At 55.1% G+C, this 24,845-nt stretch carries 27 protein-coding genes, 1 tRNA gene and 1 pseudogene; 9 read left to right on the plus strand and 20 right to left on the minus strand.

Annotation, left to right across the window (positions count from 1 at the left end; all coding sequences use genetic code 11):
* Positions 1–38 precede the first annotated feature (38 nt).
* The 5 genes from F6X24_RS10975 to F6X24_RS10990 all read left to right on the plus strand — a co-directional run bounded on the left by F6X24_RS10975 (position 39) and on the right by F6X24_RS10990 (position 4,545).
* Complete coding sequence (locus F6X24_RS10975) at positions 39–1,112, plus strand: asparaginase (protein WP_151088036.1); 1,074 nt, start codon at positions 39–41, stop codon at positions 1,110–1,112.
* A 109-nt stretch (positions 1,113–1,221) separates the two neighbouring features.
* Positions 1,222–1,309: transfer RNA gene (locus tag F6X24_RS10980), tRNA-Ser, on the plus strand.
* Between the two features lie 157 nt (positions 1,310–1,466).
* Positions 1,467–3,176, plus strand: a complete 1,710-nt coding sequence (locus F6X24_RS10985; RefSeq protein ID WP_229725041.1) for an AIPR family protein — start codon at positions 1,467–1,469, stop codon at positions 3,174–3,176.
* 130 nt (positions 3,177–3,306) lie between these two features.
* Positions 3,307–3,450 carry a hypothetical protein gene (locus F6X24_RS18975; protein WP_191906293.1) on the plus strand — a complete coding sequence of 48 codons (144 nt, stop codon included), beginning with the start codon at positions 3,307–3,309 and terminating at the stop codon, positions 3,448–3,450.
* 105 nt (positions 3,451–3,555) lie between these two features.
* On the plus strand, positions 3,556–4,545 hold the full coding sequence (locus F6X24_RS10990) for a hypothetical protein (RefSeq protein ID WP_151088038.1): 990 nt from the start codon (positions 3,556–3,558) through the stop codon (positions 4,543–4,545).
* Positions 4,546–4,896: 351 nt separating this feature from the next.
* On the opposite strand, the gene F6X24_RS10995 is transcribed toward F6X24_RS10990, so the two are convergent.
* From F6X24_RS10995 to F6X24_RS11035, 11 genes are all read right to left on the minus strand, one after another.
* Complete coding sequence (locus F6X24_RS10995) at positions 4,897–5,565, minus strand: peptide deformylase (protein WP_151088039.1); 669 nt, start codon at positions 5,563–5,565, stop codon at positions 4,897–4,899.
* 15 nt (positions 5,566–5,580) lie between these two features.
* Entirely contained in the window at positions 5,581–6,174 is a 594-nt protein-coding gene (locus tag F6X24_RS11000; RefSeq protein ID WP_151088040.1) for a peptide deformylase, read from the minus strand.
* A 207-nt stretch (positions 6,175–6,381) separates the two neighbouring features.
* On the minus strand, positions 6,382–6,606 hold the full coding sequence (locus F6X24_RS11005) for a hypothetical protein (protein WP_151088041.1): 225 nt from the start codon (positions 6,604–6,606) through the stop codon (positions 6,382–6,384).
* Positions 6,593–7,276 carry a hypothetical protein gene (locus F6X24_RS11010; RefSeq protein WP_151088042.1) on the minus strand — a complete coding sequence of 228 codons (684 nt, stop codon included), beginning with the start codon at positions 7,274–7,276 and terminating at the stop codon, positions 6,593–6,595. The genes F6X24_RS11005 and F6X24_RS11010 overlap by 14 nt, the downstream gene beginning before the upstream one ends.
* A gap of 31 nt (positions 7,277–7,307) precedes the next feature.
* Positions 7,308–7,478, minus strand: coding sequence for a hypothetical protein (locus tag F6X24_RS18980; RefSeq protein ID WP_191906294.1), 171 nt, complete (start codon positions 7,476–7,478; stop codon positions 7,308–7,310).
* A gap of 371 nt (positions 7,479–7,849) precedes the next feature.
* Positions 7,850–9,019 (minus strand): hypothetical protein, encoded by a 1,170-nt coding sequence (locus F6X24_RS11015; RefSeq protein ID WP_151088043.1) that lies wholly within the window; start codon positions 9,017–9,019, stop codon positions 7,850–7,852.
* 72 nt (positions 9,020–9,091) lie between these two features.
* Complete coding sequence (locus F6X24_RS11020; protein WP_151088044.1) at positions 9,092–10,054, minus strand: helix-turn-helix domain-containing protein; 963 nt, start codon at positions 10,052–10,054, stop codon at positions 9,092–9,094.
* 54 nt (positions 10,055–10,108) lie between these two features.
* Positions 10,109–10,633, minus strand: coding sequence for a hypothetical protein (locus F6X24_RS11025; protein ID WP_151088045.1), 525 nt, complete (start codon positions 10,631–10,633; stop codon positions 10,109–10,111).
* A gap of 31 nt (positions 10,634–10,664) precedes the next feature.
* Entirely contained in the window at positions 10,665–11,696 is a 1,032-nt protein-coding gene (locus F6X24_RS19150) for a hypothetical protein (RefSeq protein ID WP_229725043.1), read from the minus strand.
* A gap of 97 nt (positions 11,697–11,793) precedes the next feature.
* Positions 11,794–11,931, minus strand: coding sequence for a hypothetical protein (locus F6X24_RS18985; protein ID WP_191906295.1), 138 nt, complete (start codon positions 11,929–11,931; stop codon positions 11,794–11,796).
* 81 nt (positions 11,932–12,012) lie between these two features.
* Positions 12,013–12,336, minus strand: a complete 324-nt coding sequence (locus tag F6X24_RS11035) for a helix-turn-helix domain-containing protein (RefSeq protein WP_151088046.1) — start codon at positions 12,334–12,336, stop codon at positions 12,013–12,015.
* A gap of 333 nt (positions 12,337–12,669) precedes the next feature.
* Here F6X24_RS11035 and F6X24_RS11040 point away from each other — a divergent pair, with 333 nt between their 5' ends.
* Positions 12,670–13,371 carry a helix-turn-helix domain-containing protein gene (locus F6X24_RS11040; protein WP_151088047.1) on the plus strand — a complete coding sequence of 234 codons (702 nt, stop codon included), beginning with the start codon at positions 12,670–12,672 and terminating at the stop codon, positions 13,369–13,371.
* 356 nt (positions 13,372–13,727) lie between these two features.
* Here F6X24_RS11040 and F6X24_RS11045 read toward each other — a convergent pair whose 3' ends face one another.
* Together F6X24_RS11045 and F6X24_RS11050 are read right to left on the minus strand one after the other, a co-directional pair.
* Positions 13,728–14,552, minus strand: a complete 825-nt coding sequence (locus tag F6X24_RS11045) for an RteC domain-containing protein (protein WP_151088048.1) — start codon at positions 14,550–14,552, stop codon at positions 13,728–13,730.
* Positions 14,553–14,574: 22 nt separating this feature from the next.
* The gene (locus F6X24_RS11050; RefSeq protein ID WP_151088049.1) at positions 14,575–15,798 is read right to left on the minus strand and encodes a site-specific integrase; all 1,224 of its coding nucleotides are present in this window, start codon (positions 15,796–15,798) and stop codon (positions 14,575–14,577) included.
* A gap of 730 nt (positions 15,799–16,528) precedes the next feature.
* Between F6X24_RS11050 and F6X24_RS11055 the strand changes: the two genes are divergently transcribed.
* Complete coding sequence (locus tag F6X24_RS11055; protein WP_151088050.1) at positions 16,529–16,714, plus strand: hypothetical protein; 186 nt, start codon at positions 16,529–16,531, stop codon at positions 16,712–16,714.
* 108 nt (positions 16,715–16,822) lie between these two features.
* Here F6X24_RS11055 and F6X24_RS11060 read toward each other — a convergent pair whose 3' ends face one another.
* The 6 genes from F6X24_RS11060 to F6X24_RS11085 form a co-directional block, all read right to left on the minus strand.
* Entirely contained in the window at positions 16,823–17,407 is a 585-nt protein-coding gene (locus F6X24_RS11060; RefSeq protein WP_151088051.1) for a TetR/AcrR family transcriptional regulator, read from the minus strand.
* A gap of 70 nt (positions 17,408–17,477) precedes the next feature.
* Positions 17,478–18,158, minus strand: a complete 681-nt coding sequence (locus F6X24_RS11065) for a cytochrome b/b6 domain-containing protein (protein ID WP_151088052.1) — start codon at positions 18,156–18,158, stop codon at positions 17,478–17,480.
* Positions 18,159–18,316: 158 nt separating this feature from the next.
* The gene (locus tag F6X24_RS11070) at positions 18,317–19,555 is read right to left on the minus strand and encodes a pyridoxal phosphate-dependent aminotransferase (RefSeq protein ID WP_151088053.1); all 1,239 of its coding nucleotides are present in this window, start codon (positions 19,553–19,555) and stop codon (positions 18,317–18,319) included.
* A 124-nt stretch (positions 19,556–19,679) separates the two neighbouring features.
* Positions 19,680–20,315 carry a bifunctional nuclease family protein gene (locus F6X24_RS11075; RefSeq protein ID WP_151088054.1) on the minus strand — a complete coding sequence of 212 codons (636 nt, stop codon included), beginning with the start codon at positions 20,313–20,315 and terminating at the stop codon, positions 19,680–19,682.
* A 235-nt stretch (positions 20,316–20,550) separates the two neighbouring features.
* Positions 20,551–21,528 (minus strand): electron transfer flavoprotein subunit alpha/FixB family protein, encoded by a 978-nt coding sequence (locus F6X24_RS11080; RefSeq protein ID WP_151088055.1) that lies wholly within the window; start codon positions 21,526–21,528, stop codon positions 20,551–20,553.
* Positions 21,529–21,635: 107 nt separating this feature from the next.
* On the minus strand, positions 21,636–22,376 hold the full coding sequence (locus F6X24_RS11085; protein WP_151088056.1) for an electron transfer flavoprotein subunit beta/FixA family protein: 741 nt from the start codon (positions 22,374–22,376) through the stop codon (positions 21,636–21,638).
* 148 nt (positions 22,377–22,524) lie between these two features.
* Between F6X24_RS11085 and F6X24_RS11090 the strand changes: the two genes are divergently transcribed.
* Positions 22,525–22,860, plus strand: a complete 336-nt coding sequence (locus F6X24_RS11090) for a tetratricopeptide repeat protein (protein ID WP_151088057.1) — start codon at positions 22,525–22,527, stop codon at positions 22,858–22,860.
* Positions 22,861–22,884: 24 nt separating this feature from the next.
* Here the strand turns inward: F6X24_RS11090 and F6X24_RS11100 are convergent.
* Positions 22,885–23,976, minus strand: a pseudogene (locus F6X24_RS11100) (redoxin domain-containing protein).
* 107 nt (positions 23,977–24,083) lie between these two features.
* Here F6X24_RS11100 and F6X24_RS11105 point away from each other — a divergent pair.
* Positions 24,084–24,767, plus strand: a complete 684-nt coding sequence (locus F6X24_RS11105) for a response regulator transcription factor (protein ID WP_151088059.1) — start codon at positions 24,084–24,086, stop codon at positions 24,765–24,767.
* Positions 24,768–24,845: the final 78 nt, after the last annotated feature.

The raw sequence follows: 24,845 nt of genomic DNA on the forward strand, positions 1-24,845 counted from the left end.
TTTGCTGCTGCGCCTTACTCGTTTCGTTGGCTTTCCCTATGCTCTCCGCCCTGCCCCTGCCCACCGCTACCGATGCTACCGACCGCACCGCGCCCCGGCTGCTTATCCTGTACACGGGCGGGACGGTGGGCATGGCCGTAAACCGCCACCAGGAGCTGGTTCCGATGCACTTCGACAAGCTCGACCGCAAGATGCCCGAGCTGCGGCAGCTACCTTACCGCCTCGAGCTGCTGGCCTTGCCGCAGCTTATTGACAGTAGCAACGTTACCCCGGCCGATTGGCTGCAACTGGCCTGGCTTATCGGCCAGCACTATGCCGATTTTGATGGCTTTGTGATACTGCACGGCACCGACACCATGGCCTATTCGGCAGCGGCGCTTAGCTTTCTGCTCGAACATCTGAATAAGCCCGTGGTATTTACCGGGGCGCAGGTGCCCGTCGGCCGCACCCGCTCCGATGCCACCCGCAATCTGCTCACGGCCCTGGAGATAGCCGCCGCCCGGCACCCGCGCGCGCGCACCGTGCGCCTACCCGAGGTAGGCGTTTTTTTTAACGATATCCTTATTCGGGGCACGCGGGCTAAAAAAGTAGAAAGCCAGCAGTTTGCCGCTTTCAAAAGTGAAAACTATCCGCCTCTGGCGCGGGCCGGTATCAATCTGGATTTCAACGACAAAAGCATTCGTCTGCTCCCTGCTGCCCGCCTCAGAATTCACGACCGGCTCGAAGAGAAGGTTGCCGTGCTGCGGCTTTTTCCGGGCATCACGGCTGCCGTGGTCGAAGCGGTGCTGAGCGTGCCCGGCCTGCGCGGCTGCGTGCTCGAAACCTACGGCTCGGGCAATGCGCCCACTGCGCCCTGGTTCTTGGCCTGCCTCGAAAAAGCTCAGCAGCGCGGGGTGTTTATCCTGAACGTAAGCCAGTGCGAAGAAGGCCGCGTTATCCAGGGGCGCTACGAAACCAGTGCCCGGCTCAGTAGCCTCGGGGTTATCGGTGGCGACGATATCACTACCGAGGCGGCTATTACCAAGCTCATGTTTGTCCTCGGCCTGGGCTTGTCGGAAACGCAAATCCGCCAGCAGCTCTCGCAGGATTTGCGCGGTGAAATCACGCTATAGCAGTTAGTTACTGCCCATAGCCGGCTCGCACTCCGGGGTCGCAACACACTTTTTGCCAGCCCCGGCGATTACCTCATCATCTTTCCGCCCTATCTTTGCAGCCCCATTCAGAGAGGTGTCCGAGTGGTCGAAGGAGCACGCCTGGAAAGTGTGTATAGCCCAAAAGGTTATCGTGGGTTCGAATCCCATCCTCTCTGCTAAAAAAGCCCCTGGCATTGTGCTAGGGGCTTTTTTGTGTTCTGGGGGGACTGTTTAGGGGACATTGTCTTAGAATTCAGCCGCCACGCTAGAGCTTTACCCATCCATACTCAAGCTTAAAAAGTCATGCCACTAGATAGAATCACTGACAGCCTCGTGAATGAACTACTACGAGCTCAAGAAATAAAATCAGAAGGTGAGTCGAGGGATTTTGAAAAATTAGTCAATTATTCTTGCATATCTAATGAATATGATAAACAATTTGATTTAGAGTTTGCAACCATAGGAAATGGTAATGACACAGGAATTGATGGTATATGCATAATAGTAAATGGAAATATTGTTGAAACAATAGACGAGGTAGAAGATTTGCATGAAGCTAATGGCTACCTAGAGGTGAGATACGTGATGATGCAATCTAAGACATCGACTGGATTTAGTAGTAGTGATATGAACACCTTCCTCTTCGGTGTAAAAGACTTTTTTTCTGACAATCCTAAACTAGTACGCAATCAAGATATCGAAAGGTTTTCTGCTATTTCAAATTACATTTATAGTCAAGCCTCCTTTTTCAGGAAAAACCCTAATCTAAAACTTTATTACGTTACAACTGGTATTTGGAATAACGACCAAAATAATAAGGCAGTTATTGACAGCGGGTTAGTTGAGTTGGAAGCAAAAAACCTCTTTAATGATATAACTTTTTTTCCGTGTGGAGCAAAGGAAATAACAAATCTTTACAGGAAAACTAAAGAATCCAATCAGGCAAAGATTTATTTTGATAAAAAGATAACCATTCCAAATATTTCTGGTGTTTCTGCTTCATATATAGGTTTGCTGCCTTTTGCTGAATATAAAAAGATTATTGTCGATGAAAATGATAGATTAAAAAATGTATTTGAGGATAACGTGCGTGATTTCCAGGGCGTCGGAAATGATGTAAATACTCTTATTGATAAAACTATTAATGGTGACCAGCCAACCTTATTCAGTGTTTTAAATAATGGTGTCACTATTGTAGCTAGTGAGCTAATTAGTACAAGCGATAATTTTGTTCTCAAAGATTATCAAATCGTAAACGGATGTCAGACTAGCAATGTTCTTTTTAATAACAGAAATAATAAAGAGTTGGACGGAATATATGTTCCCGTAAAATTAATTGTGACAACTGATGATGAAGTAAAAAATCAGATTACACTTGCAACTAATAATCAGACGCCAATTAAAAAGGAGCAATTAGCTGCTTTAACTGAGTTTCAGCGTGGTCTCGAGAGATTCTATAATTCTTACAATGATGAAAATAAACTTTATTACGAAAGAAGAGCTAAGCAGTATAATACTCAAAGTAATGTTCCTAAAGCACGTATTATCACGATTCCCATACAAATAAAGGCATTTTCTGCGATGTTTTTAAGTGACCCTCATATGGTTACCAGTTTTTTTGGTTCCATTGTGAAAAAGCTTAACACTGATGGGTCACAGATTTTCAAAGAAGGGCAAGCGTATATTGCGTACTACACTAGCGCTTTGGCCTACTATAAATTAGAGGCTATTTTTAGGAGGAAAGCATTAGATGCCCGGTTTAGAAAAGCAAAGTTTCATTTGATAATGCTTTTTCGTTTGCTGGTTAATAAAGATGCTTTGCCATTTCTAAACAGTTCTAAATCAATGGGAACTTACTGCGATGCTCTTCTTAAAACTCTTCAAAATGAAGAAAAGACCCTTGAGTTCTTTAAGCTAGCAGCAGAAGTTTTAGAAAGCTCAGGTTTTGACTTGGCTGATAAGCAGCATGTGAAGCAATCAAATATGACTAAAAAGCTCATAGATGCTGCCATGAACTATAAACCTGCTAAACCTGCTAAATAGCAAGGGCCACTACCCCACACGAGTAGCATAGTGCCAATAGTTGCCGTAGCTTGGGTTCTTCAAAGTTAGGCTACTGCTTTTCCTACTTACTGCTGGCCCAGTAGTCGCCCAGCGCTCTACCGCCGAAGTAGTGCGCTCAGTTGCACCCTTCTGGCCAATCAACTACCCCACAGGCACGGTAGTCTTTACCGGGCCCACGGCGCGCCCGCTGGCTCCGGCCCTGGTGCAGGCCGAACACCTGCAAGCCTGGCTCACCAGCACCTGCTCGACGTGAACAGAACTCCAAACGCAGGCCGACTCGACGCAGCTTTACCGGGGCCAGCTGCGCGGCCTGCACGCGGGCGTGGTGCTGCGTCGGCAGCGGGCTGGCTGGCAGTATATGCTACTGGCTTTCCAAGTACGCTCGCCTACGGGCGACCCTAATCTGGTGTACTGGCTATCACTTCACCAACTGCTCATTGACTCTGATTCTCAGCCCGACGTGGCCAGCTTTCAGCAGGGCTACTGGAGCTATGAAAGTCTTACGCTACTACGTACAGAATTAGATTTGCTTTCAAAAAACATGGCATCATTAGACACAGCTAACAAGGTAATTGGAGCTGCTACAGCAACCACCGGGGCACTGCTTTCTTTAGTATCGGGGCCCATGGGCGTTCTGGCAGCTGCAGCAGTATCTGTATTAGATGTAACTGCTAAGGATATGGCATCGCGTACCCTCTCTCAACGCGAGCGAATACGCCTTGATAATTCCATCGAGTATATAGCAGATAGCATCAGGAGGGGATTACTTAATAAGCAGGTGCCTCGGCAAGATGGATTCTTTAATACAGACACTTCATTATCGAATAATGCAGCTGAATTATTGGAGGGGGTTTTATTAAAATGCCGGGCACAGTTCCAGGAGAAAAAGGTTCAGCTTGTTTCTAGCATATTTAGCTACGTTACATTCAATGCCTCCGTATCAGAACAGGCCGCTTATCAGGTGCTAAACCTTGTTGATAGACTAACATTTAACCACTTATGTTTAATTGCCTATTACGGTAGGCGGGATGAATTTGAGGAATTCAACATTTTAAATTCTCGTTTTCATGAATTTACAGGAAAGCTTAGTGAAGATGTAATGTCGGTAGCAAGAGATTTACTGCTTCTGTTTCAAGAGGGAATACTGCTTGAGGTCAATGGTAATTCTTTCTTTGAACATACTGTGATTCGGCCATCGCAGCTTGGTTTGGCAGTTAGAGGGCAAATGATTTTTGATATGTTAGAAATGGAAAAAGTAATGCGTTCCGATATCCTTTTGGCATTGAAAGACCTCGAATATCAGGAGGCATGGGGACCTGATATGGCTGGCAAGATTAATGGGAGGTGAGAAGTTTAGGTAATAGAATAGCCCGTAAAAAAGCCCCATCTGAGGCAGACAAGGTTTTTGAAGGCGTATCAAAAACAAAAGGGCTGTTGAACGCAAGGGTAAAGCTAGGCTAGCCGCTGGGCCGGGGTAAGTAACTTATACTTAGAAATTGGGGCCATGCTCAGCCATGCTGTGTTGCTACGCTTTCTAATCCTACTCGCCTCTCTTTTCCTGTTAATTAACTTTTCTGTACATTTTTTAACAAGCTTGAATCTATCAGGCAGGTATTTGTAAAACACCTTGCGTGCCGCAGATATAAAAAGTGCAAAAGCTATAAAGCAGGCGCATGAGTTTGCAGCGTAGGCCTTTTCGCTAGGCCTTCGGCTTGGGCAAGGTAGCGTAAGGATGCATAAGAGAAGTGTAGCCAGCGTTCTTTATAGTAGTTAGAGTAGTATTATCTACGTTGGGATTATCCGACGATGGTGGCCCAAACTGGTCAATGAAAAGTATGCCATCTAAATGGTCCGTTTCGTGTTGCAAAAGCCAGCCGAAATCGTCCTGTACGGCTGAAGTATACACAAGACTTTGGGGTGCACCGATAATGGGGCTTTCACCGCTATAGTCAATGGTTCGGAAGTGGAACACAAAGTCAGTGTACCGCTTGGATGGTGGCAGCGGAGCTTGCTGCATGTATTCCGGAATACTTAAGCAGCCATCGTTAGGTACATCACGGGAGCCTGACGCCTGCTCGAAGTAAGGATTGATGAATACAAAGTACCCTAAAGGACCTTGCAGTGCTGGGGAACAATATTCGTTTTTGACAATGAAAAAGCGCAGTGGTAGTCCAATTTGGGGAGCAGCGATAGCTGCTCCCGTAGACTGAACGCAGGTCAGGTACAACGTGCTGGCATGGTCTTGCAACACGTCAATAGGGTAATCCGAAGGAACAGCTTGGGCAACTCCGCGTAGGTCGGGGTGACCGTAAACGAGCACGGGAGGCAGTTGCAGCGAGGCAGCTATCGCAAGAGGTGTAGTAGACATAAGACTGTAGACTGATTAGGCTTGGGTGATAGGTAGTGTGTTGTAGTCAGCTAAGTAATTGCCATTCACATAGTTCTGTAGCCCGGGATTATTTAGGTTAGACTGACCTTTGTCGTAACCAAGAGAATCTGCTTGTAACGGAAGGTGGTCAATAAATAAGATACCGTTCAAGTGGTCCATCTCATGCTCGATAACGTAGGCCATCTGCTGCGTATAGGTTTGCTCAGGCTGCCAAACGGGTGCACCGTTGACAAGCGTTTGGTACTTCAATGTAACCCATGTATGTCGGTCTGTACTTCCCTGAAACCCAGGAATGCTAATGCATCCGTCAGGACAACTTTGGGTGTCACTATTTCCACTATTTGCTGTGATAATAGGGTTAATAAACGCGCCCACATTTTTCACCACGAACAAGCGTAGCATTAACCCGATTTGCGGAGCAGAAATACTAAGCGCATTGGTGGGATTCAGCACAGCAAACAATGTGTCTATTTGGCCTTGTAATGCATCAGTTGGGTAATCAGCCGGGATGGCCTGTGAGATGCCGCGCAAGCAAGGCTGCCCATAAATCATTATCGGAGGAGGAGGCGAGTGGGGATAAGTGGGCATGGTATGAAAATGATTGAGTGAAATGCTAAGCTACACCAAAAAGCTATTCTACCCTCTGAGCACTAATGTCCTAAGCGGCCTTTTGGTGGTGCGTCAGAGGGTCTTCGCAGTGCCGAAGAAATCTTGCGAATCTTCCCATTATAACCGCAAACACCTCTAGCCTAAGCATGTCGAGGCTGTTTCTTTTCGGGTAGTCGATAAGGTCGCTCAGGGGCGGCCTTGCTTGCGCAGTCCCCGGTGGCCAGCCACGAAGCGGTACACGCTGCCCGTGGTGCGGCCCAGGGCCCGCGCACAGGCGGCGGCCGTTTGGTGGCGGTAGTGCTGGGCCAGGAAGGCGTAGTCGCGGCGCGTGTAGGGCCGGCGCGGGCCCCCACGGCCGCCCGCCGGCAGTTGAGCCAGGCGGGCGGGTGGACAGGTACTATTTACTGGCACGGGGAATCATACTCAGCACCTGCCTTTTGCTTAGCTCGGGCATGATGCGCTGGTGCAGGTGCCGCTCGTCAACGGTGAGTGGCTCGTTGGTGGGCTGCACGTGGTAGCAGGAAGCCAGGACCTCGAAGACGACCCCGAGCGGGGCGCTGGTACCCACGAGCGGGCGGAACAGGTCGCGCAGGCGCGTGAGTTCGTCCCCGATTTGCGTGAAGTAAGCCAGCACGTATTCCTTGCCCGTCCAGTCGATAGTGAGCGCCTCCAGCACGCGGGCCAGGTCCAGCTCGTAGTACTGGGCGAATTGCGCCAGACTGTACTTGTTGTGTAGCCAGCCCAGGCTCATACCGAGCGAAATACCCTGGTAGGCCTGGGTAAGCGCCGTGAGGGCGGCGCTCACCTGGTCCATGACTTCGTGGCCGGCCGTGTCAATGGTGGCAGCTAGGAGCTTCTGCTTGCCCTCGTCGGTGCGCAGCAGGTCATAGCGGGCTTTGAGGCCCTTGTCTAGGGTAAGCAACTGCTCAAACAGCTGCTGGCCGTAGGCCGTGGTGAGGGTGGGCAGGTCGACCGAGAAGGGCAGGCCCGAATTGGTGAGCAGGGCCTTGTAGGAGGTGCAGCGCTGCATAAAGTCAGCGTGCTCTTGCCGCAGGGCGGCGCTTTCGGTGGGGGTAAGCATGGGAGAGAAGAAAAGAAGAAAAGAGAAACGATTAGGCGCCGGCCAGGCGGGCTTGGATTTCGGCCATCGCCGTGCTGGCCGTGAGCGGCTCCAGGCTGGCCGTAGCGCCCGGCACGGGCACGCCCTGAGCCAGGGCCCGGGTCTGGGTAACGAGCTGATGGAAGACCGTGCGCACGGTGGGATTGATGCGGCCGCTGGTCACGGCTTCGTCGATGACCTGGACGACTTCTTGCAGAGCGTTTTCCTGCTGTTGATTCAGGCCGGGGGTGGCGTGGGGGTAAACATAAGAAAATGAGGGCGTTAGCGAGAGAAAAGAGCGGCAAAAGACGGAATAGGGCGTTTTTCGGGGCTAGGGGCTCATTGATGGGGCTGTTTACTAATTGATAAATAAGCAGTTGGGGGCGAATTGAGCGCGCCAAAAGCAACGGGTTATGACGACATCATGTATAGCCTATGCGCAATTCTTTGGCAGGGCGCTCGCTCAGGGGCGCTGGGCTCCCACGGAAAAGGCACGATAAGCGCTCGGCAGGCGGTGGGAGGCGCGTCGTAGGGCGCGGTGGGCGTGCGTCGCTCCTAGGCCGCTTTCTGAGCGGAATCGGGCGGGTCTGGCTGCTGGGCGGCGGCCGGTTTGGCTTTCTCGGCGGCCTCCTCGTCTAGGTAGCGCTGGTAATCGGGGCCCTGCTTGGCGCGGGCTAGCCCCTGGGCCGGTGTCAGGGTATGACCGAACAGGGCGTCGGGATTGACGTTGACTAGTTCGGCCAGGCCGTGGCGGCGGCGGTAGTCGGCATTCTGCCGTTCGAACGCTGCCTGCTCGCGGGCTTGCTGTTCAGCCAGGAATTCATGATTGAGGGCCGGGTCACTGTCTGAGGGTACGGAGGCCTGGCTGGAGGGAGTAGAGCGAGGCGGCGGCCGGCGGGCTATTTCCGCCTGCCAGTCGGTGAAGGCCTTGGCCGTACCGCCGTTTTCTATCCCGGACCAATCGCCTTGGATGGCGGCTTCGAGCATGACGATGGCGAAGGCCTCGGGGTACTTGCCTAGCTTGGTGAGCATGAGCTGGTGGGCGGTCAGCGGTTTTTTGATTTGCTTGGGGCCGGTGGAGAACGACGCCCACAGGCTAGCGAACTCGGGGCCGGCGTGCGGCAAGGGCAGGGCGGCGATTTCGTCCAGGTGGGCGGCTGCCTTTTTGGGACTGGCAACTGGTTTGCTTTTTCTTGATTTCTCGGAAGAAAGAGAAGGTGTGGCGGCGCTAGTCGTACTCTTGTTCTCTTTCTCTCTTATTCTCTTTTTAATGTCTCCACTAGGGTTAGCAGTAGAGTTATCGGTAGAACTGAAATTTTGGAGTTCTATAACCGGGCTAGGATTCCGGTTTTGGAGTTCTACCGGGTGGGCTAAGCAGTAGGCTTGCCAGTAGTCTAGTAGCTCATCGCCGCTAGGATTTCGAAAAGTGAGTTCTACAACCGGCACTTTGTAGCGGTTGGCCCCCGGCGTGTACACGATGAAGCCCCACCCTGCCAGCGCTTTGATGGCCGCATCATAAGTGACCCAACTGCCGATGCTGCTGCCGTGCATGCCTACCTCATAGGGCAGCGCGAAACGGGGCACGTGGCCGCGCTTACGGGCGTAGCCCAGCAGGAAGTAGTAGAGACTCCGGTGCTGAGGTTTCACGTTGGGTTCGCCGTGCGTGAACGCCTCGAAGGCATCCATGAGCTGGTAAAACGGCAGGGGTTTTGATTCGGTACTCACGAGCAATAGCAGTGGGTGGCGTAGGGCTGGGAGGGAAGGCTAGCCAACTGGCTATCAAGTACAGGTAGGCAGTTAGTGCGTGCTGGGGCTGGCCAACATCGGCCCTTGGCCCAGCACGAGCCAGGCGGGACTTATTTGGGGCAGGGCCGTGAGAAGTTGTCTGAGTGTCTCAAAGCTGGGCGCGTGGCGGTCTGCGGCCAGGTTGTGCAGTACCGGGGCGGGCAGGCCCGCGGCCCTGGCCAGGCGACTCACCTTGCCCCCGCCCATGTGCTGGGACAACTGCCCCAAGCGCTGCCCTATCGTGGTGTCCGCCGGGCCGGTGGGCAGCGCCGACGTCGCAAACAGCGAGAGTTGGCCCACCGGGGCCAGCTGCGTTGCGCCAGGGGCTGCCAGCACCCCAAGGGGCGTCACCATGAGTTCGGCTAGCTCAACCGGGAGCGTAGTCGAGCATGCAGCCAGCGCGTGGGCGCGGCTAGCTGCGGCAATGGCCAAGGCGTCTTCTCGCTCAGTCAGTAAGTCAGTGGCCAACTCCTGCAGGGCTAGCGCCTGCTCTTTCGTCGGTGTCCGACACCACTTCTTGCTGACCGGCTCAAACCGAAGGCCGGTGGTGGCATTACAGCTGTAAGTAAATACTTGACAGTATGCGTCGAGATTCAGCACAAATACTAGGTCGCCAGTTTGCTGTATATCCTGCCCAATGAGCACACATTCAGCGCAGATGCGAGCCTCTATACCGGCGTCGTCGATAGCCTGCTGTAGCAGTTGCTTCAGGGCCGATAGCTGGCGCTTGGCTTTGAAGTAGGTAACTGAGCCGATAGTGCCAGTAGAGGAAAGCACGAACTGCACGAAGAAGAACTTGCTAGGCGGGTCAAAGCGCACGCTCACCTGTTGGGCCTCGCCGTAGGGGCCTAAGTCGAGATGTTGGTAGCGGCGGCCTAAAGCGAAGAGAGCTCGGTACAAGCGCAGGCCCCGTGCTTCACACAAGCGGGGTTGCTGCCAGATAAAATCCTCTAATTCTTTTTGAGACAAAGGCATAGTAATAAGCCAGAAAGCCCACCGGCTCGGTAGCCGGCGGGCAGTGATGGAAGATTAGGCAGCTTGGACGTGAGCAGTGGACTGCTCGGGTGTCAGGCGCACGGCCAGCGGCGCGGCGGGCTGGCACAAGGACATGATAGCTGGGACATAGTCCGGCTCCGTCCTGGGATGCTTCGCAGCCAGTTCCACCTCTTCCTCAAGGCTCAGGTGCCGGGCAATAATCTGTTGTTCCAGACTGCGCAATAGCTCGTCTTGATGGTCGCGCAGCGTACTGTATACCTCGTTGACAACCTGCTGAGGCACGCGTAACACTACTTCGCGCCCCTGAGGCCCGCGTAGCACAATGTCGGGGGTCGTTTCCTCAAAGAAGCGGTAAAACGCCTCAAACTGGACTAGTTTGGTAGCATATACCTCCTGCAAGCGTAGTAGTTGGCGTTGGTCAGCCCCTCTGTCGAAGGCAAAAATGTTTCGGCTAGCCTGGGCGGCCGCAATTTCAGCCAGCGGGAAAGCGGGGGCAGTGGTAGTGGGCTTGGTAGTCATTATCTTCGAGTGAGTTGAGGTAAGAGAAGGGGGGCGCATGGCGTAGGGGCCACACGCCCCTTTTGCCTGCTTAGGCAGCCAGCGCTGTCGTGCTCGGGCGCTCGGCAATGGCTTTGCGTAGCTTGGCAATGGCTTGGGTGGCGCGCTGCTCGTCGAGGCGGTTGATATTGAGCAGCATCTTGGTTTTTTCCTGCCGGGTAATGACCGGGTGGTTGAGCAGGCGAATAATCTCTTCACGCTGGGCGGGCGTGGCGTAGACCGGCGCCCCGGCGATGCCGGCGGGCAGCACGGGAGCGGGCAGCTGCTCGGGCCGTAGCGGCGCCGGCCGGTCCACGTGGGCTTTGGCCGTGTCGACTACGCGGCTGCACGCGGCCCACGACAAGCCCGCGTCGGCCAGTAGGTGCAAGGCCTCGAGGCGGTAGGCGTCGTTTTGCTGCGAGGCCAGTAGCTTGTGGGCAAAGTCGCGCTGAGCCCGGCTGGCCACCTCGCGCTCGGCCTGCTCGGGGCTTCGGTAGGCCGGGGCCGCCCAGCGCACGGTACTGGCTGCCAGCGCCAGGCTAACCAGCTCGTCGGCTTCGTAGGCCTGCAAGTGGGGCCAGAGCGCCGTTAGCGCGTCGGCACTCGCACAGGCCAGCACCGCTTTAGCTGCCTCGTCAGCAGAATAAGGGCTCGGCACGGCCCCGGCTACGGCCTGGGTGGGCGTCGGTGCGGATGCCGTCAGCAGCTGGCCCCCGGCCTGCTTGACCCAGGCCAGGGCGCGGCGCAGGCGCAGGGTCACCAGGGGGGCCGGGTGGTCGGCCAGGCCTTCCCGCAGGATATCCGCCAGGTAGGCGTAGTCGAGCAAGTCAAGCGGCTGGCCCTCGTGGGCGTAACCGGCCAGGTCGGCCGCCAGCCAGGCCCTGCTCTCGGGCAGGGGCATGTCCGAGAGCAGGGCCACGAACTCGGCCCCGAACAGGCTATGCCACAAGATTTCACGGCCGTAGCGGCCCTCGGGGCGGTCATGGGCCACGCATAGCGCCTCGGCGCGCTCTTCGGCCAGCTCGGTGCGGCGCTGCAATTCAGCGGCTGGCAGTAGGAAACAGGAAATAGGCAAGGGAGCCATATCTTTGGGAAGAATTAAGTGGTGTTGGGTTGAGGAACTTGGCACATAGGAGCCGGCTGGGGGTAGTGACCCGGCCGGCTCTATTCGTTTGGTGGGGTCAGCTGCAGGCGTGTAGCACGGCCAGTAGGCCTAGCAGCACGGCTCCCAGCAGGCGCGGCAAGCCGGGCCGGGCGGGCGGCGGGTCAGGAGAGCTGGGGCGGTAGTGGTCGGGGGTGAAGTCGTCGTAATAGGACATGAGTAGGGAGGGAAAAATGGGCAAAGCGGTAGCTAAGCCGGGGTTGTCGGCTGGGGGTAAAATCCAGACTATGAGGGAGTATTAGGCGGGCGGCTTGCCCTTGGCACGGCTGGGCTTCACCGTGCGCTGCTCACGGCTGCCGGCAGCTAGCACCTCGGAGCGCTTGAGGTAGGTGCGCCCACCAATTTTGCTGTATACCAGCACCCCCCGGCGTTTCCATTCGTGGATAGTAGCCACGCACACATCGAGCAGGGAGGCAGCCTGCTGCACCGTTAGCAGCTCGTCGGCTGCCGACCCGGCCGTGGGCGCGGCCGGCTGAGCTTGGGCTAGCTCGTGGCGAATCATAGGGCGCATGGCCTCAAGCAACTGCTCCAGCGTGAAGCCCTGGGTGATGATGGTTTGCATCAGTAAGCAGAACTTAAGCGGTGGGGAGGCTAGCCAATGCTTGGGCAGCCTCAATAGAACCGGACTCTCTGGCCATGCGCAATGCTTCACGTACTGCTGGGTGGCCAGGGGAGCCGCGTCGCAGTGCAGCGCTAGCGGTACCTTGAGCTATGCCCAGCTTTTCGGCGATGGCCTTCACGCCACCATAGCCTACGAGGTGACTAAGATTTGATTTTGCTGCCATAATGCGTTGTATTGAGTATCATTGCACTTGTCTTTGATAGCTGTTGCAAATATAATGCACACTAGCGTTCAAAAAGTACTAATGCACTCATTCTTTCTACTCAAAACATCATGAATAACAAGGATTTATCTGTTAATCAAAGGATTAAATTTTTAATTGATGAGTACTCTATGCTAACACAACGTGCCTTTGCAGAGAAAATAGGAGTGTCACAGAGCGCTATCAGCTCCTTATTTAGCCAAAGAGAAAATCGGCCAGGGCTTGATATGCTGCAGAAAATTGCTATTGCATACCCAGAGGTAAGTCTTGATTGGTTACTTATGGGCCAAGGCCAAATGGTACGTAATGCAGTACAGTCCTCAGTTCCTGTCCCGCAGACCAATGAGCTAGTGCAACTCATCCAAGAATATGTGCAGGTGTCAAAGCAGTTGGAGGGCAAGAAGGCTGCCTACCGAGAGACCGCTACCGACCTAGCCCAGCTACGCACTGAGGTGCAGCACCACGAGGCAGCCCTACAGGTGCAAATGGGGTACTTACCTAGCCTTAATCAGAAGGCCCAGGAGTTGATGCAGGCAGTCATTCAGCAGCAGCAGGAAACACTTAATCATATACGAGAGCGCTATGCTGCTTTCCTTCCACTGGGAGAGCAGGCTGAGGAAGAGTTGCTAAAGGCACTCAAGTATCAGGGGGAGCTGGAAAAGAAGCTGGCCGAGTCCATGAGCGCAATAGTGCCCCTAACTGCTGAAAAGCAGATGCAGGCTATTTCATTACGACATCAACTGGTGCAGGCGGTGAATAGTCCGTCTGTGTAATTGTGTACTGTGTAGAAAATTATACGCTACACAATTACACGCCCTACTAGACTATCTAGTGGCCTGCTGGCTCGACTCAGTAGTCTACCTGCTACTGCAACATTTATAGCGTGTGGCGCAAATGCTACGCGACACCCCGCCGGCCAGGTAAACCGGTGGCCCGCCCCCACTAGCCTGCCTACACCGGCCAATTTGTCCCGGTAGCCAATATGAGGAAAATAGATTGATGCTTGCATCAGAAGTGAGGCTGTTGGGAAGTCTGCCAACCAGCCTACACTACAAAAGGACTACTCCACCCGACTCAAAACGCCATACTACGCGCCTACTACTCTATAATTTTTGGTGCCTCAATCCACTCAACGGGAGCGCCTAGTCCGGTTTAATGCCTCACTTTCCGTCTTGCGCTCCAAATAGCCGACAAATGCTGTTTTAAGCTTGTCGAGCAAGGGAGTAAGCACAGCACCTATTTTGCGCTTTTGAATGGTTTGCAAGTGCGCTGCTGGATTGTCCCCCAAGGCTACGCCGAATACCTCACCTAAGCTCTTAACTGCTGCTGCTCGGTTGGTGGCACTGATTGCACCACTCTCAAGCAACGAATAGCCCAGTTCGGTCAATTCTGCTTTAGTACCCTGCCAAGTCAGGGGAGTAGTTTTGGCAGCTAGCCTTTCTTGGGTTGTGGCTAACCGTAATTCATAGCCTTTTAGCCAGTCAATAGCGGCTTGTAGACGTGGTGTTTTGATGTGCTGAGCCTCTGGGGTGGCTTCTACAATTAACTCATGCACTCGCTCTTGCAGTATTTGCCAATGATAGCGAGCATGCAATGCGTCAGCAGGACGCGAGTTAATAAGTGGGCTAAATACCCAAACATTTACACTTATTTCTATGCGATAAAGCGGTGTTTCTTCAACAAGTCGGGCAAGATGAGATGGTCGGTTTGGTGAATAGGGTATATGGAATCCGCTTTCATCCTGTATTTTAGCAAGTAGGCTGTCTGCGTCTTCATTAGTTAAGTCATTATCTTCTATGTACTTCCACCAAGAATCGGTAATATACTTTTCAATTTTACCGGCTGGAATGCCTTTAAGGTCGAGTTTAAGGAACTCGGTTAATGCGTAGTTTGAGGCTCTGAGGAAGCCTTCTTCCTCTCGGTCTTCTTCGGGAAGTTGGTATAAATAGTCCATAAAAAATATTAATTAGATAGTCTTATACCTGTCCCCAAGACTGCCGAAATTCCCGCTCCACTGTGTCAGAAGTGACGTTGACGTAGCGCTGAAAGGATTTCCAGCTGCGGTGTCCCGTCACTTTCATAATGGTTTCCGGCCGCAGTCCCCGTTCCAGGCTCAGCGTAACGAAGGTGCGCCGGCCGGTGTGGCAGCCCAGCCGCTCCCACTTAGCTACGGTGGTACTCTCGCGCACCCCGCCCCGGAACCGGATAACTTCAACGGGCGAATCAATGCCAGCCAACTGGCCCAACTCTTTCAAATAGTCGTTCAGCTTCTGATTCGTGATAGCCCGCACCTGGCCGGCTAGCAGTTGCTCCACAAGCACGAGCGCCTCGGGCCGTAGCGGCACCGTCACGGTTTCGCGGGTTTCCTGCGTGGTCATGCGTAGCGCCTGCCCGCGCAGGTGCTCGGGCTTAATGCTTATGAGGTCAGAGAACCGTAAGCCGGTGTAGCACCCCAGCAGAAACAGGGCGCGGGCGTTAGCCAGGTAGCCGCCAGGCGGCAAGACCAGCTGCTCCAGGGCCGCAACCTCGGCGGCGGTGAGCGTCATGATGTCTGGTTCCTGCCGCTTCCACGTCAGCCTGTCAAAACCGGTGGCGTCGGTGTAGCCTCGCTCCCGCGCCCAGCGCAGAAATCGCTTCAGCGTGAGTACCTGCTTGGCCACCGTGTTATCAGTGAGCCGCACCTTGTGGAGCAGGTAGGTGGTGTAGCGGTCGCCGAAGGTGGGCGTGATAGTATCGAAGTCCACGGCGTAGCCCGTGGCCTGGGCAAACTCGCGCACATGCCGGGCTGCCGTGGCGTACACCTGGGCAGAGCGCGGCTTCTGCTGCGCGCGGGCTAGCGCTATCCACTCATCAAAGTAGTCCCCGAAGGTACGCACCTTCGGGGCAGTGCTGCCGGTCGGCGCAGCCACAGGCACCACGGCCGCCCGCAGTGACTCGGAACTGGGTAGCTGGCCCTGGCTGCGGTGCACCTGGTAGCAGTCGAGCAGCTGCTGCTTAGCTAGGGCTAGCGCGTCGTTGAGTTTGCCATTATCAGGCAGCCCTCGTTCCTGAGCACGCTGGTCGGCTTTGAGCCACTGCTTCGGGAGAATGGTGAGGCCAGTAGAAACCTTGACGCGCTGGCCATCGAAGCTCACGAAGGCGAAAATGGGCGTTGCTTTGGTAGCGCTGGGCTCCTTGAGCAGGAAAGAAACGGAGGCCATAGAGAGGAGTAGAATGCTTCCCTAAAGCTACGCCGTGTTCCCCACGCCGGGGACAATTGGGGGACAAACCCGCCGACTTAAACCGATACTAGCTAGATTCGGCTAGACAAGCGCACAAGCAAAAAGCCCGCGTGAGCGAGCTAGGGGCCTTTTTGGTGGTCGGATGAATCTAGTTAAATCTGCGGGCCAAAGCCCCATCCTCTCTGCTTTTACGCAACAAAGCCCGCTGTAAGTCAAGCACTTGCAGCGGGCTTTGTTGCGTATAAAGTATATGCTATTCCTTCGCGGGCTTTTGCTGAGTTCCTGTTTGAAAAGTTTTGAAATGGCAGATAATGCAGCTACCGAAGTAGTTAGTGTAAATTCCCGGTCCGAGAATAGAATGGCTGGCGCGGATTGGGAAACGGCTCTAAACGAACCACGTGAGACAAGCTAGCCTGTAAAAAGTGCCTGAAACCAATGAAAGTTTCGAAACTTAATTCTGGTAGGGTGCTATTGTCTTATAGCTCAGTTGCAGTGAAAGCATGGAGGGTATAAACTAGAGTCAGCCAAAACACGCCAGTGAACCGGCAAGTACTACGTAGTGACCCCACCAAAAAACTGTTTGTTAGCGATTTTGTGCAGAAAATACTGATTTTTATGCTATTTATTTGCAGTCGTAGCGGGCTGGGTAGTAGCTTAGTAACATATTATCCCTTACCGGTTAATTAAAACTGCTACTCACTACCCCGCTATGACAAACAAACTTACCCTACTTGCCTCCTCGCTCTTAATTGAGCGGCATCTCGAATTCCTGGCGGGTCTGCCGAGCGCGCAGCAGCCTCATCCCGCGCCGCACCCTACGGGCGCTGCCGGAAAGACGCTGCCGTTTCGGCCGTGGCTGGGAACCGACTTTCGCTATACCGTCGTAGCGCGTTAGCGAAAGGCAAGGCTCCTCCCTGCGCGTCAGCCTGTGCAGGGAGGAGCTTACGCCGTCTGGCTTTGCAGCGGCGGGTATCGGCCCCGAATGAGTAGCCAGCTGCCGTGCCTAGTGCAGCTCCAGCCCGCCCAGCAGGACGGTAATGATATTATTTTCCAGCTCTTCGGCCGTCAGGCCACGGCCGGGCCTATACCAGAGCTCTACCCAGCGCACTGCCGAAAGCACCGTAAATAAGGCTACCGAGGCATTTACCGACCGGAACTCACCCGCCGCTATCCCAGCCTCGATGAGCGCGGCAAAGCCTTTCTCGTAGCTCTTACGCGCTTGCTTGAACTCCGTCAGGCGAGGCTCGGGCAGGTATTTCCAATCATGATTGGCTACCGATACGGCGGCCCCGTCCTCCACCATCAGGCGGATATGCAGGCGCACGAGAGCCTTTATCTTCTCGCTGTACGAAATACCAGTGTGCTCGATAGCAGCCAGCTGCGAGATATACGTATCCGAAATCCGAAAGCAGATAGTGTCCAGCAGCTCGTCTTTCGACTTGATGTGATTGTACATGCTGGCGGCCTCCATCCCAACCTGGCCGGCCAGGTCGCGCATAGAAGTTCCACTATATCCACGGTCTTTGAAAAGCTTGGCTGCTTCGGCCAGAATCAGCTCACGCTTAACCGATTTCTTCGTTTTGAGCATGGAAAGACGGGTGGGAGAGGAGTATGCTCTACAAAGTTACTGCCATACGTGCCACCCTAACGAATGTTTGTTAATAGTCGCGCGGCGTGCGCGGGTCCACGGTACCACTTATCATGCGGGATACGAGCCCCTGGTCTTCGGTGATTTCTGACCATACCACGCCTGCTATATGCAGCACAATGTAGCCGATTATCAGATACATAGTGACGTTGTGTATTTCCGATACCGTATGCTCCAGGCGGTGCAGCCAGGGTACATCATCGGCCCAGGTCAGGGCAAGGCCAGTCACTACCATCGTGGTAATAAACAGGTAAAACGCGGCGTAGGTGAGTTTGGCAAACAAAGCATGGCGGGCGTCGGCATGCTCGGCCGGGGCCGCCAGCTTAAAGCGCCGCGCCGCGGCCATCAGCCGAGCTCCGAAGCGGCGGCCCGCCGGGTCCAGGGCCTGCATCACGGTCCAGAACAGCCAGAAGGCCGCCAGCGTCAGACCAATCCAGATGTGCCAGTGCCAGATGCGTTCGCTGATGACGTGGGCCATCGCCCGGCCCTGCTGCTCAGTGAGGCTGCCGCCACCCTTGCTGAAAGCCTGCTGAAACTCCGGTACAGCTCCTTTGGCGTTGACGATAACTTTCTGGAAAAGAATCGTTAGCAGCTGACCCGACACCAGCGCGGCGTTTACCCAGTGCCAGAGGCGCATGGGGGCCGAGTAGTCGTGGGTGGCGGTAGCGGGCGGCAGAGCAGGTGACGACATGCGAGATAAGATAAGTTGCGCGGTACAGACGAAATTCCTTCGCTAAAAAATTGCTTATGCGGCTTGCCTAATCAATCCTTTAGCTGGTACTCAACTAAACACAGTGCCAGCAGACAGTCGTTGCTAAAAAACAACTGATTATCAGAAAGTTATTCTTACTAGACAAGTGCTTCCAGCTCGTTGAGCGCCCTGGGTGCCAGCGTGCGGCCGGGGTAGGCCAGCAAAGCGTGCTCCAGGCAGGTCAGGGCGGCCTCAAGGTCCTGTAAATTCAATATATAAGCAAGGCGAACTTGCTGGCGGCCCAGGCCCGGCGTCTGGTAAAAGCCATTGGCTGGCGATAGCATCAGCGTCTGGTTTTCATAGCTGAAATCGGTCAGCAGCCATTTGCTAAAGCGTTCGGCATCGTCTACGGGCAGGTGGGCCATTACGTAGAAAGCGCCGCCGGGCACCGGGCACTGCACGCCCGGCATGGCTTGCAGGCGGCGCACGGCCAGGTCGCGGCGAGCCTGGTATTCGGCGCGGTTTTCTTCAAAATAGCTTTCGGGCAGGGCAACTGCTGCCTCGCCCAGCAGCATGCCCAGGCCGGGCGGACTAATACGCATCTGGGCAAAGTGAAAGGCGGCCTGAAATACGTCTTTATTGCGCGTCACGAGCGAGCCTACCCGTGCTCCGCAGGCACTGTAGCGCTTCGAGATGGTATCGAGCACCACTACGTAGGGCTCGCCGCCCGCCAGGTTGAGGGCACTGGTAGCGCGGGCCCCATCGTAGCAATACTCGCGGTAGGCCTCATCCGACAGTAAAAACAGCTGGTGCTGCTGGCACAGCTGCAGCAAGGCTTCCAGCTCGGCGCGGCTATACACGTAGCCCGTGGGGTTATTCGGGTTGCACAGTAGCACAGCCTTGGTACGGGGCGTAATAACTGCCTCAAAAGCAGCCAGCGGCGGCAAGGCGAAGCCGTTGTCAATAGTGGCTGTCACGGTTACAAGCTGCACGCCCGCCGCAATAGCAAAAGCCGTGTACGCCCCATAAAAGGGTTCCGGCACCACCAGCTCATCGCCAGGGTTCAGGCAGGTGAGCAGCGCAAACAGAATAGCCTCGCTGCCGGCCGTCGTCACCAGTATTTCCTCAGTGGCCACCTCAATGCCGGCGCGGTGGTAGTAGGCGGTCAGCTTCTGCCGGTAGCTGTCGGTGCCCGCCCCATTGCTATAGGCCAGCACCCGGATGTCGGCCTTGCGCACGGCCTCAAACAGGCTCGGCGGGGTGGCGATATCGGGCTGGCCAATATTGAGCTGATAGACTTTTATGCCCTGTTGCCGGGCAGCTTCGGCAAACGGGGCCAGCTTGCGAAAGGGCGAAACGGGCATATCCTGCCCCCGCTGCGATACGGATAACGACATAAGCTAAGTATCGAATAAATTAAATGTAAAAATGTGCTGAATGAGAAGTGGTAAAGCTGTCGCGTTAAGTAAAAACGTTCACAGCATTCCATTTTTTCATTCAGCACATTTTCAGCTGTGGTGGCTAGCCGTTGCGCTTGTTCAGCTCATCCCGAATCTTGGCGGCCTTTTCATAATCTTCTTTTTCCAGGGCCTGCGCCAGCATCTTGGTCAGCTCGTCGAGCGACACCTGCCCGCTTGGCTCGCGGGGCTCAGTGGCTTTGGCCGCCCGCGGGGCCTCCCCTTCGCCCTCGTCTTCATCCTCATCGTGGTCGTCGTCATCCTCGTCTTCTTCGCCCGCCTCGTCGAGGTCGGAGAGGATGATGCCGGCTTCACTGAGCACGCTTTCTACCGTAAAAATCGGCACGCCGAAACGCAGGCCAATCGCAATGGCGTCGGAAGGCCGGGCGTCAATCTCAAAGGTGGTGGCCCCGTCGGAGCACACAATGCGCGAATAAAATACGCCTTCCTTGAGGTCGGAGATAACTACTTCAATAATAGTAACATGCACATGCTCAGCGAAAGCCTTGAACAGGTCGTGCGTGAGGGGCCGGTTGGGGCTGATTTTCTCAATCTGGATGGCGATGCTCTGGGCCTCAAACATGCCGATGATAATCGGCAGGCGGCGGTTGCCATGCTTTTCGCCCAGGATAAGGGCAAAGGAGCCGGATTGCGACTGTGAGGAGGACAGGCCCAGAATTTCGAGGGGTATTTTTTTCAAGGGTCTCGGGGACTTGAATTCTTGGTAAATGAAAGCGATGCTTTCCGTACGACAAATAAAGCGAGTACGGCCGGAAACGGCTCACAAAAAAAGCTTAAGTTGACGTAAAATACGAAATAAGAACGTCATGCTGAGCTTGCGAAGTAGCTCGTCCGAACCGCCGGATGCATGACCCGACGGCGCGAACAAGCTGCTTTTCAAGCCCACCATGACGTTACTGGCCGGGCAACGCGCCTTAGCCGAGCGCTTTTACCGCCGCTGTCAGCTTGGGCAATACGTCAAATACATCGCCCACAATGCCGTAGTTGGCAGCTTTGAAGAAGGGGGCCTCCGGGTCTTTGTTGATGACCACAATTACTTTCGAGGAGTTGACGCCCGCCAGGTGCTGAATAGCGCCCGAAATGCCGCAGGCAATATATAAATTTGGCGATACTGTGATGCCGGTCTGGCCCACGTGCTCGTGGTGCGGGCGCCAGTCAACGTCCGATACCGGCTTCGAGCAGGCCGTGGCCGCGCCCAGCGCTTTGGCCAGGTCCTCGATAAGATGCCAGTTTTCGGGGCCTTTCATGCCCCGGCCACCGCTCACAACGCGCTCGGCTTCGGGCAGCAGAATGCCGCCGGCCTGGTCCTGCATCACCACCTGCTTGGGCGCATCGGCAAAATCCGCATCGGAGAGCTGAGCGGCAAAAGCAACCACTTCGGCCGTTTTGCCGGCCTCATGCTGGGCTTCGATGGAGTTCTTTTTAACGGCGATAATCTTGCGCTCGCCGCTCAGCACCACATCCGAAAATGCCTTGCCCGAGAAGGCGCCCCGCTTCACCGTAAACTGGCCACCGGCGGTTTTGGGTAGCTCTACCACGTTGGTCGCCAGCGAGGCTTGCAGCCGGATGGACAAGCGCGAACCCACTGTAGCGCCGATGTTGCTGTTGGCCAGCACAATTACCTTGGCATCTTCCTGCTGAGCCGCCGTAGCAATTAGCTTGGTGTACGCATTGTTTACGAAGTCTTTCAGGCGCGGCTCCTTGTCATAGAGCACTTTAGTTATGCCTTGCTCACCGAGCCTGGCCAGGCTGGCTTCGGAGGCTTCGCCCACGGCAATGGCCGTAGCGCTGGTGCCGAGCTGCGCGGCAAGCTGCGCGCCATACGTAGCCACTTCGAGCGAAGATTTCTTCACTTCGCCCTTATCGCATTCTACTACTACTAAAACTGACATCTTTTGGGAGTTATGAGTTAAAAGTCAGGAGTTATGAGTTGCTAGTCTGAGCTTGAGGTGGCCTATCAGCGACCGCCTGCCTCCTGACTTTTAACTCATAACTCTCCTTAGATTACTTTCGCTTCGTTGCGCAGCAGCTTGATAAGGTCGCCGGCGCTTTCGGCGGGTATCAGCTTCACGCCCTGCTTCTTGGGGGGCAGGGCGTACTCCTGCACCTGGGTGCGGGCCGCGTCGCCGGTAGCAGCTACTACTTTCAGGGGCTTGGTGCGGGCCGTCATAATGCCGCGCATATTGGGAATGCGGGGCTCGCACATGGGCTGCTGGCACGAGGCCACGAAGGGCGTATTTACGCTCACTATTTCCTTGCCGCCCTCAATCTCGCGCTCCAGAGTGGCCGTGTTGCCGCTCATATCCAGCTTCATGGCGGGGGCTACGGTTGGAATGCCGAGCAGCTCCCCCACCATGCCGTGCACCTGAAAGCCGTTGTAGTCGATGCTTTCCTTGCCCATCAGAATGACGTCGTAGGCGCCTTCTTTGGCGATAGCCGCGATTTGCTCGGCCACGAAAAACGCATCCTTCGGGGCGGCATTTACCCGAATGGCGTCGTCGGCGCCGATGGCCAGCGCTTTCCGGATGTTGGGCTCCGTGTCGGCTTCGCCTACATTTAATACGGTTACGGTGCCACTGCCAGCTGCCTCTTTCAGCTCGATGGCGCGGGTCAGGGCGTATTCGTCCCAGGGGTTAATCACAAACTGCACCCCGGCCTTGTTAAACTCCTTATTATCGGGCGTAAAGGTAATTTTGGTGGTTGTGTCGGGTACGTTAGAGATGCAAACCAGAAACTTCATCTAAGCAAGGTTAGGGTGAGAAGAGAATACAAAAGTAGTCGGCTTGCATAACAGTTGCCAAGCCTGAAAAGGGCTTTCGGCCCCGTTATAAACCCGAATGCGGCGCGAAAGTCGCAATTTCGTCCCAAAGATAGCCAAAACCCTTCCCATGAGTACCCCCAGCCGCTTACAGCAACTGTTAGCTTTTTACGAAGAAGACCCCAACGATGCCTTCACCATCTACGCCCTGGCCACCGAGTACCGGGCGGCCGAGCCGCTGCGGGCCTGGGAATTTTACCAGAAGCTGCTGACCGGGCACCCCGATTACGTGGGGACCTATTACCACGCCGGTAAGCTGCTCGAAGGCTTTGGCAAGAAAGACGAGGCCGAGCAGGTATATCGCAAAGGCTTGGTAGTAAGCCGGAAGGCCGGTCAGCTGCACGCTGCCAGCGAGCTGCAGCAGGCCCTCAACAGCTGCCTGGGCCTCGATTATGAAGACGACTAGCCGTAGGCCCAGGCAGCTCACCACTTACTTGATAAAGCGCGCCAGGGTAGCTTGAATATCGTCGCCACGCAGGTTAGAGGCCGCGATTTTGCCCTGCGGGTCGATAAGAAAGTTCTGCGGAATAGATTTTATACCGTATTGCTGGGCCGTGGTGCCGTCGAAGCCGCGTAGTTCTGATACCTGCGTCCAGGGCATGTGGTCATCGGCAATGGCCTTGACCCATTTTTCGCGACTTTTTTCTTCATCGAGCGACACGCCCAGTACCTCAAAGTTGCGCCCCTTAAAGGCTTCGTAGGCTTTGAGCACGTTGGGGTTTTCGGCGCGGCAGGGTGTGCACTAGCTAGCCCAAAAATCCACTAGCACATATTTGCCCCGGTAATCGGCCAGCGATACCTGTTTGCCATCGGGCGTGGTTTGGGTGAAGGCGGGCGCCGGCGCGCCGATGGCCGTCGCCTTGAGGCCCTGGAGCAGCTCGCCATACTGGCGGCCGGAGGCGCTGCTTTTCATATTGGGGCTGAAAGCCTCGTAGAGCGGGCCCTCCACGGCATATTGCGGCAGCTCCACCATGCGGAGCTGCTGAAGCTGTTCGAGGCTGGCCCAGGCTGTAGGGTTGGCTTTGATAAAAGCCCGGCATGTCTGCACATATTCTTTCTGCAGCGTAGCCGATTCCTCCTTGGTAGGAGCCGCTTTAAATTTCGCCGCAAATGGCTTAAGCGCAGTGTTTAGGCGTAGCCAGGCCGCCAGCTGCGGGCCGCCCGTGAGCCGGGCCCTGGGCAGCGAGTCGGGGCTGGTTACCATCACCGGGTCGGGCCCCAGAAAAAGCGAAACCCGTTCGGCCGACGTCCGCGCGTAGATATTATTTCGCCAACCTTCCCGCAGCCGGCCCCGGCGCTCGAGCACCAGTTCGGCCGAGTGTGGCCCGCCATTGGAGCCGCGCAGCTCAAACTGGCCGTTGTTCAGCGTGGCCGAGTCCAGCACCTGCGGCCCGTACACCAGGTAGATTTTAGCTGGCGCGTTCAGGTGCCCAATCTGGCCTTTAACCAGGAAAAGGGGCGTGGTTTGGGCACCGGTCAATGTTGAGGCAAGTAGCAGAAACCCAAGTAGGTGCTTATTCATGATGAAATATAGGCAGGAATCAGAACCGGCTAACGGCAATAGACCCGCGTGTAGTATAACCTGCCTGGGCGGCCGGTGGCGAGGCTTGCGGCGTTACTTTGCATTCTATGTCAACTAAAATTCTGCTGGTCGAAGATGAGCCCAAGGTTTCGGCCTTTATCCGGCGGGGGCTGGAGGAAGAAGGCTACGAGGTAGAAGTAGCCTATGATGGAACTTTTGGCCAGCGGCTGGCGCTGGAGCAGGAGTTTGACCTGTTGATTCTGGACGTGATTTTGCCCGGCCAAAGCGGGCTGGAAGTGCTGAAGGCCGTGCGCGCCCAGGACCAGGAGCTGCCTATCCTGATGCTTACGGCGCTGGGCACAACCCAGGATAAGCTGCTGGGCTTTGATGGCGGCGCCGACGACTACCTGGTAAAGCCCTTCGACTTTGTGGAGCTGCTGGCCCGGGTGCGGGCGCTTACGCGCCGCCGCGACCGGCGTTCGGCTAAAGGTAACCAGCTGAGCCTGGCCGATTTGGTAGTGGATACTGCTGCCAAAACGGTTGTGCGGGCCGGCCAGCCCATTAAGCTCACTGCCCGCGAATTTAACCTGCTTGAGCTGCTGCTGCGCCACCAGGGCCGCGTGCTGAGCCGGGGCGAAATTGCGGAGCATACCTGGGAAGACTCATTCGACACCGGCTCCAACGTAATTGACGTGTACGTAAACTACCTGCGCAATAAAGTAGACAAGGGATTCGATAAAAAGCTGATTCATACGGTGGTAGGTATGGGGTACGTGCTGCGTGAAGAATAAGCAGCCAACAGCAGCTGACTGCGGAGACAAGGAACGCAGGATTTTGGAATAATATTAATTATTTTTAATATATTAAAT

Source organism: Hymenobacter baengnokdamensis, assembly GCF_008728635.1.
Lineage (GTDB): Bacteria > Bacteroidota > Bacteroidia > Cytophagales > Hymenobacteraceae > Hymenobacter > Hymenobacter baengnokdamensis.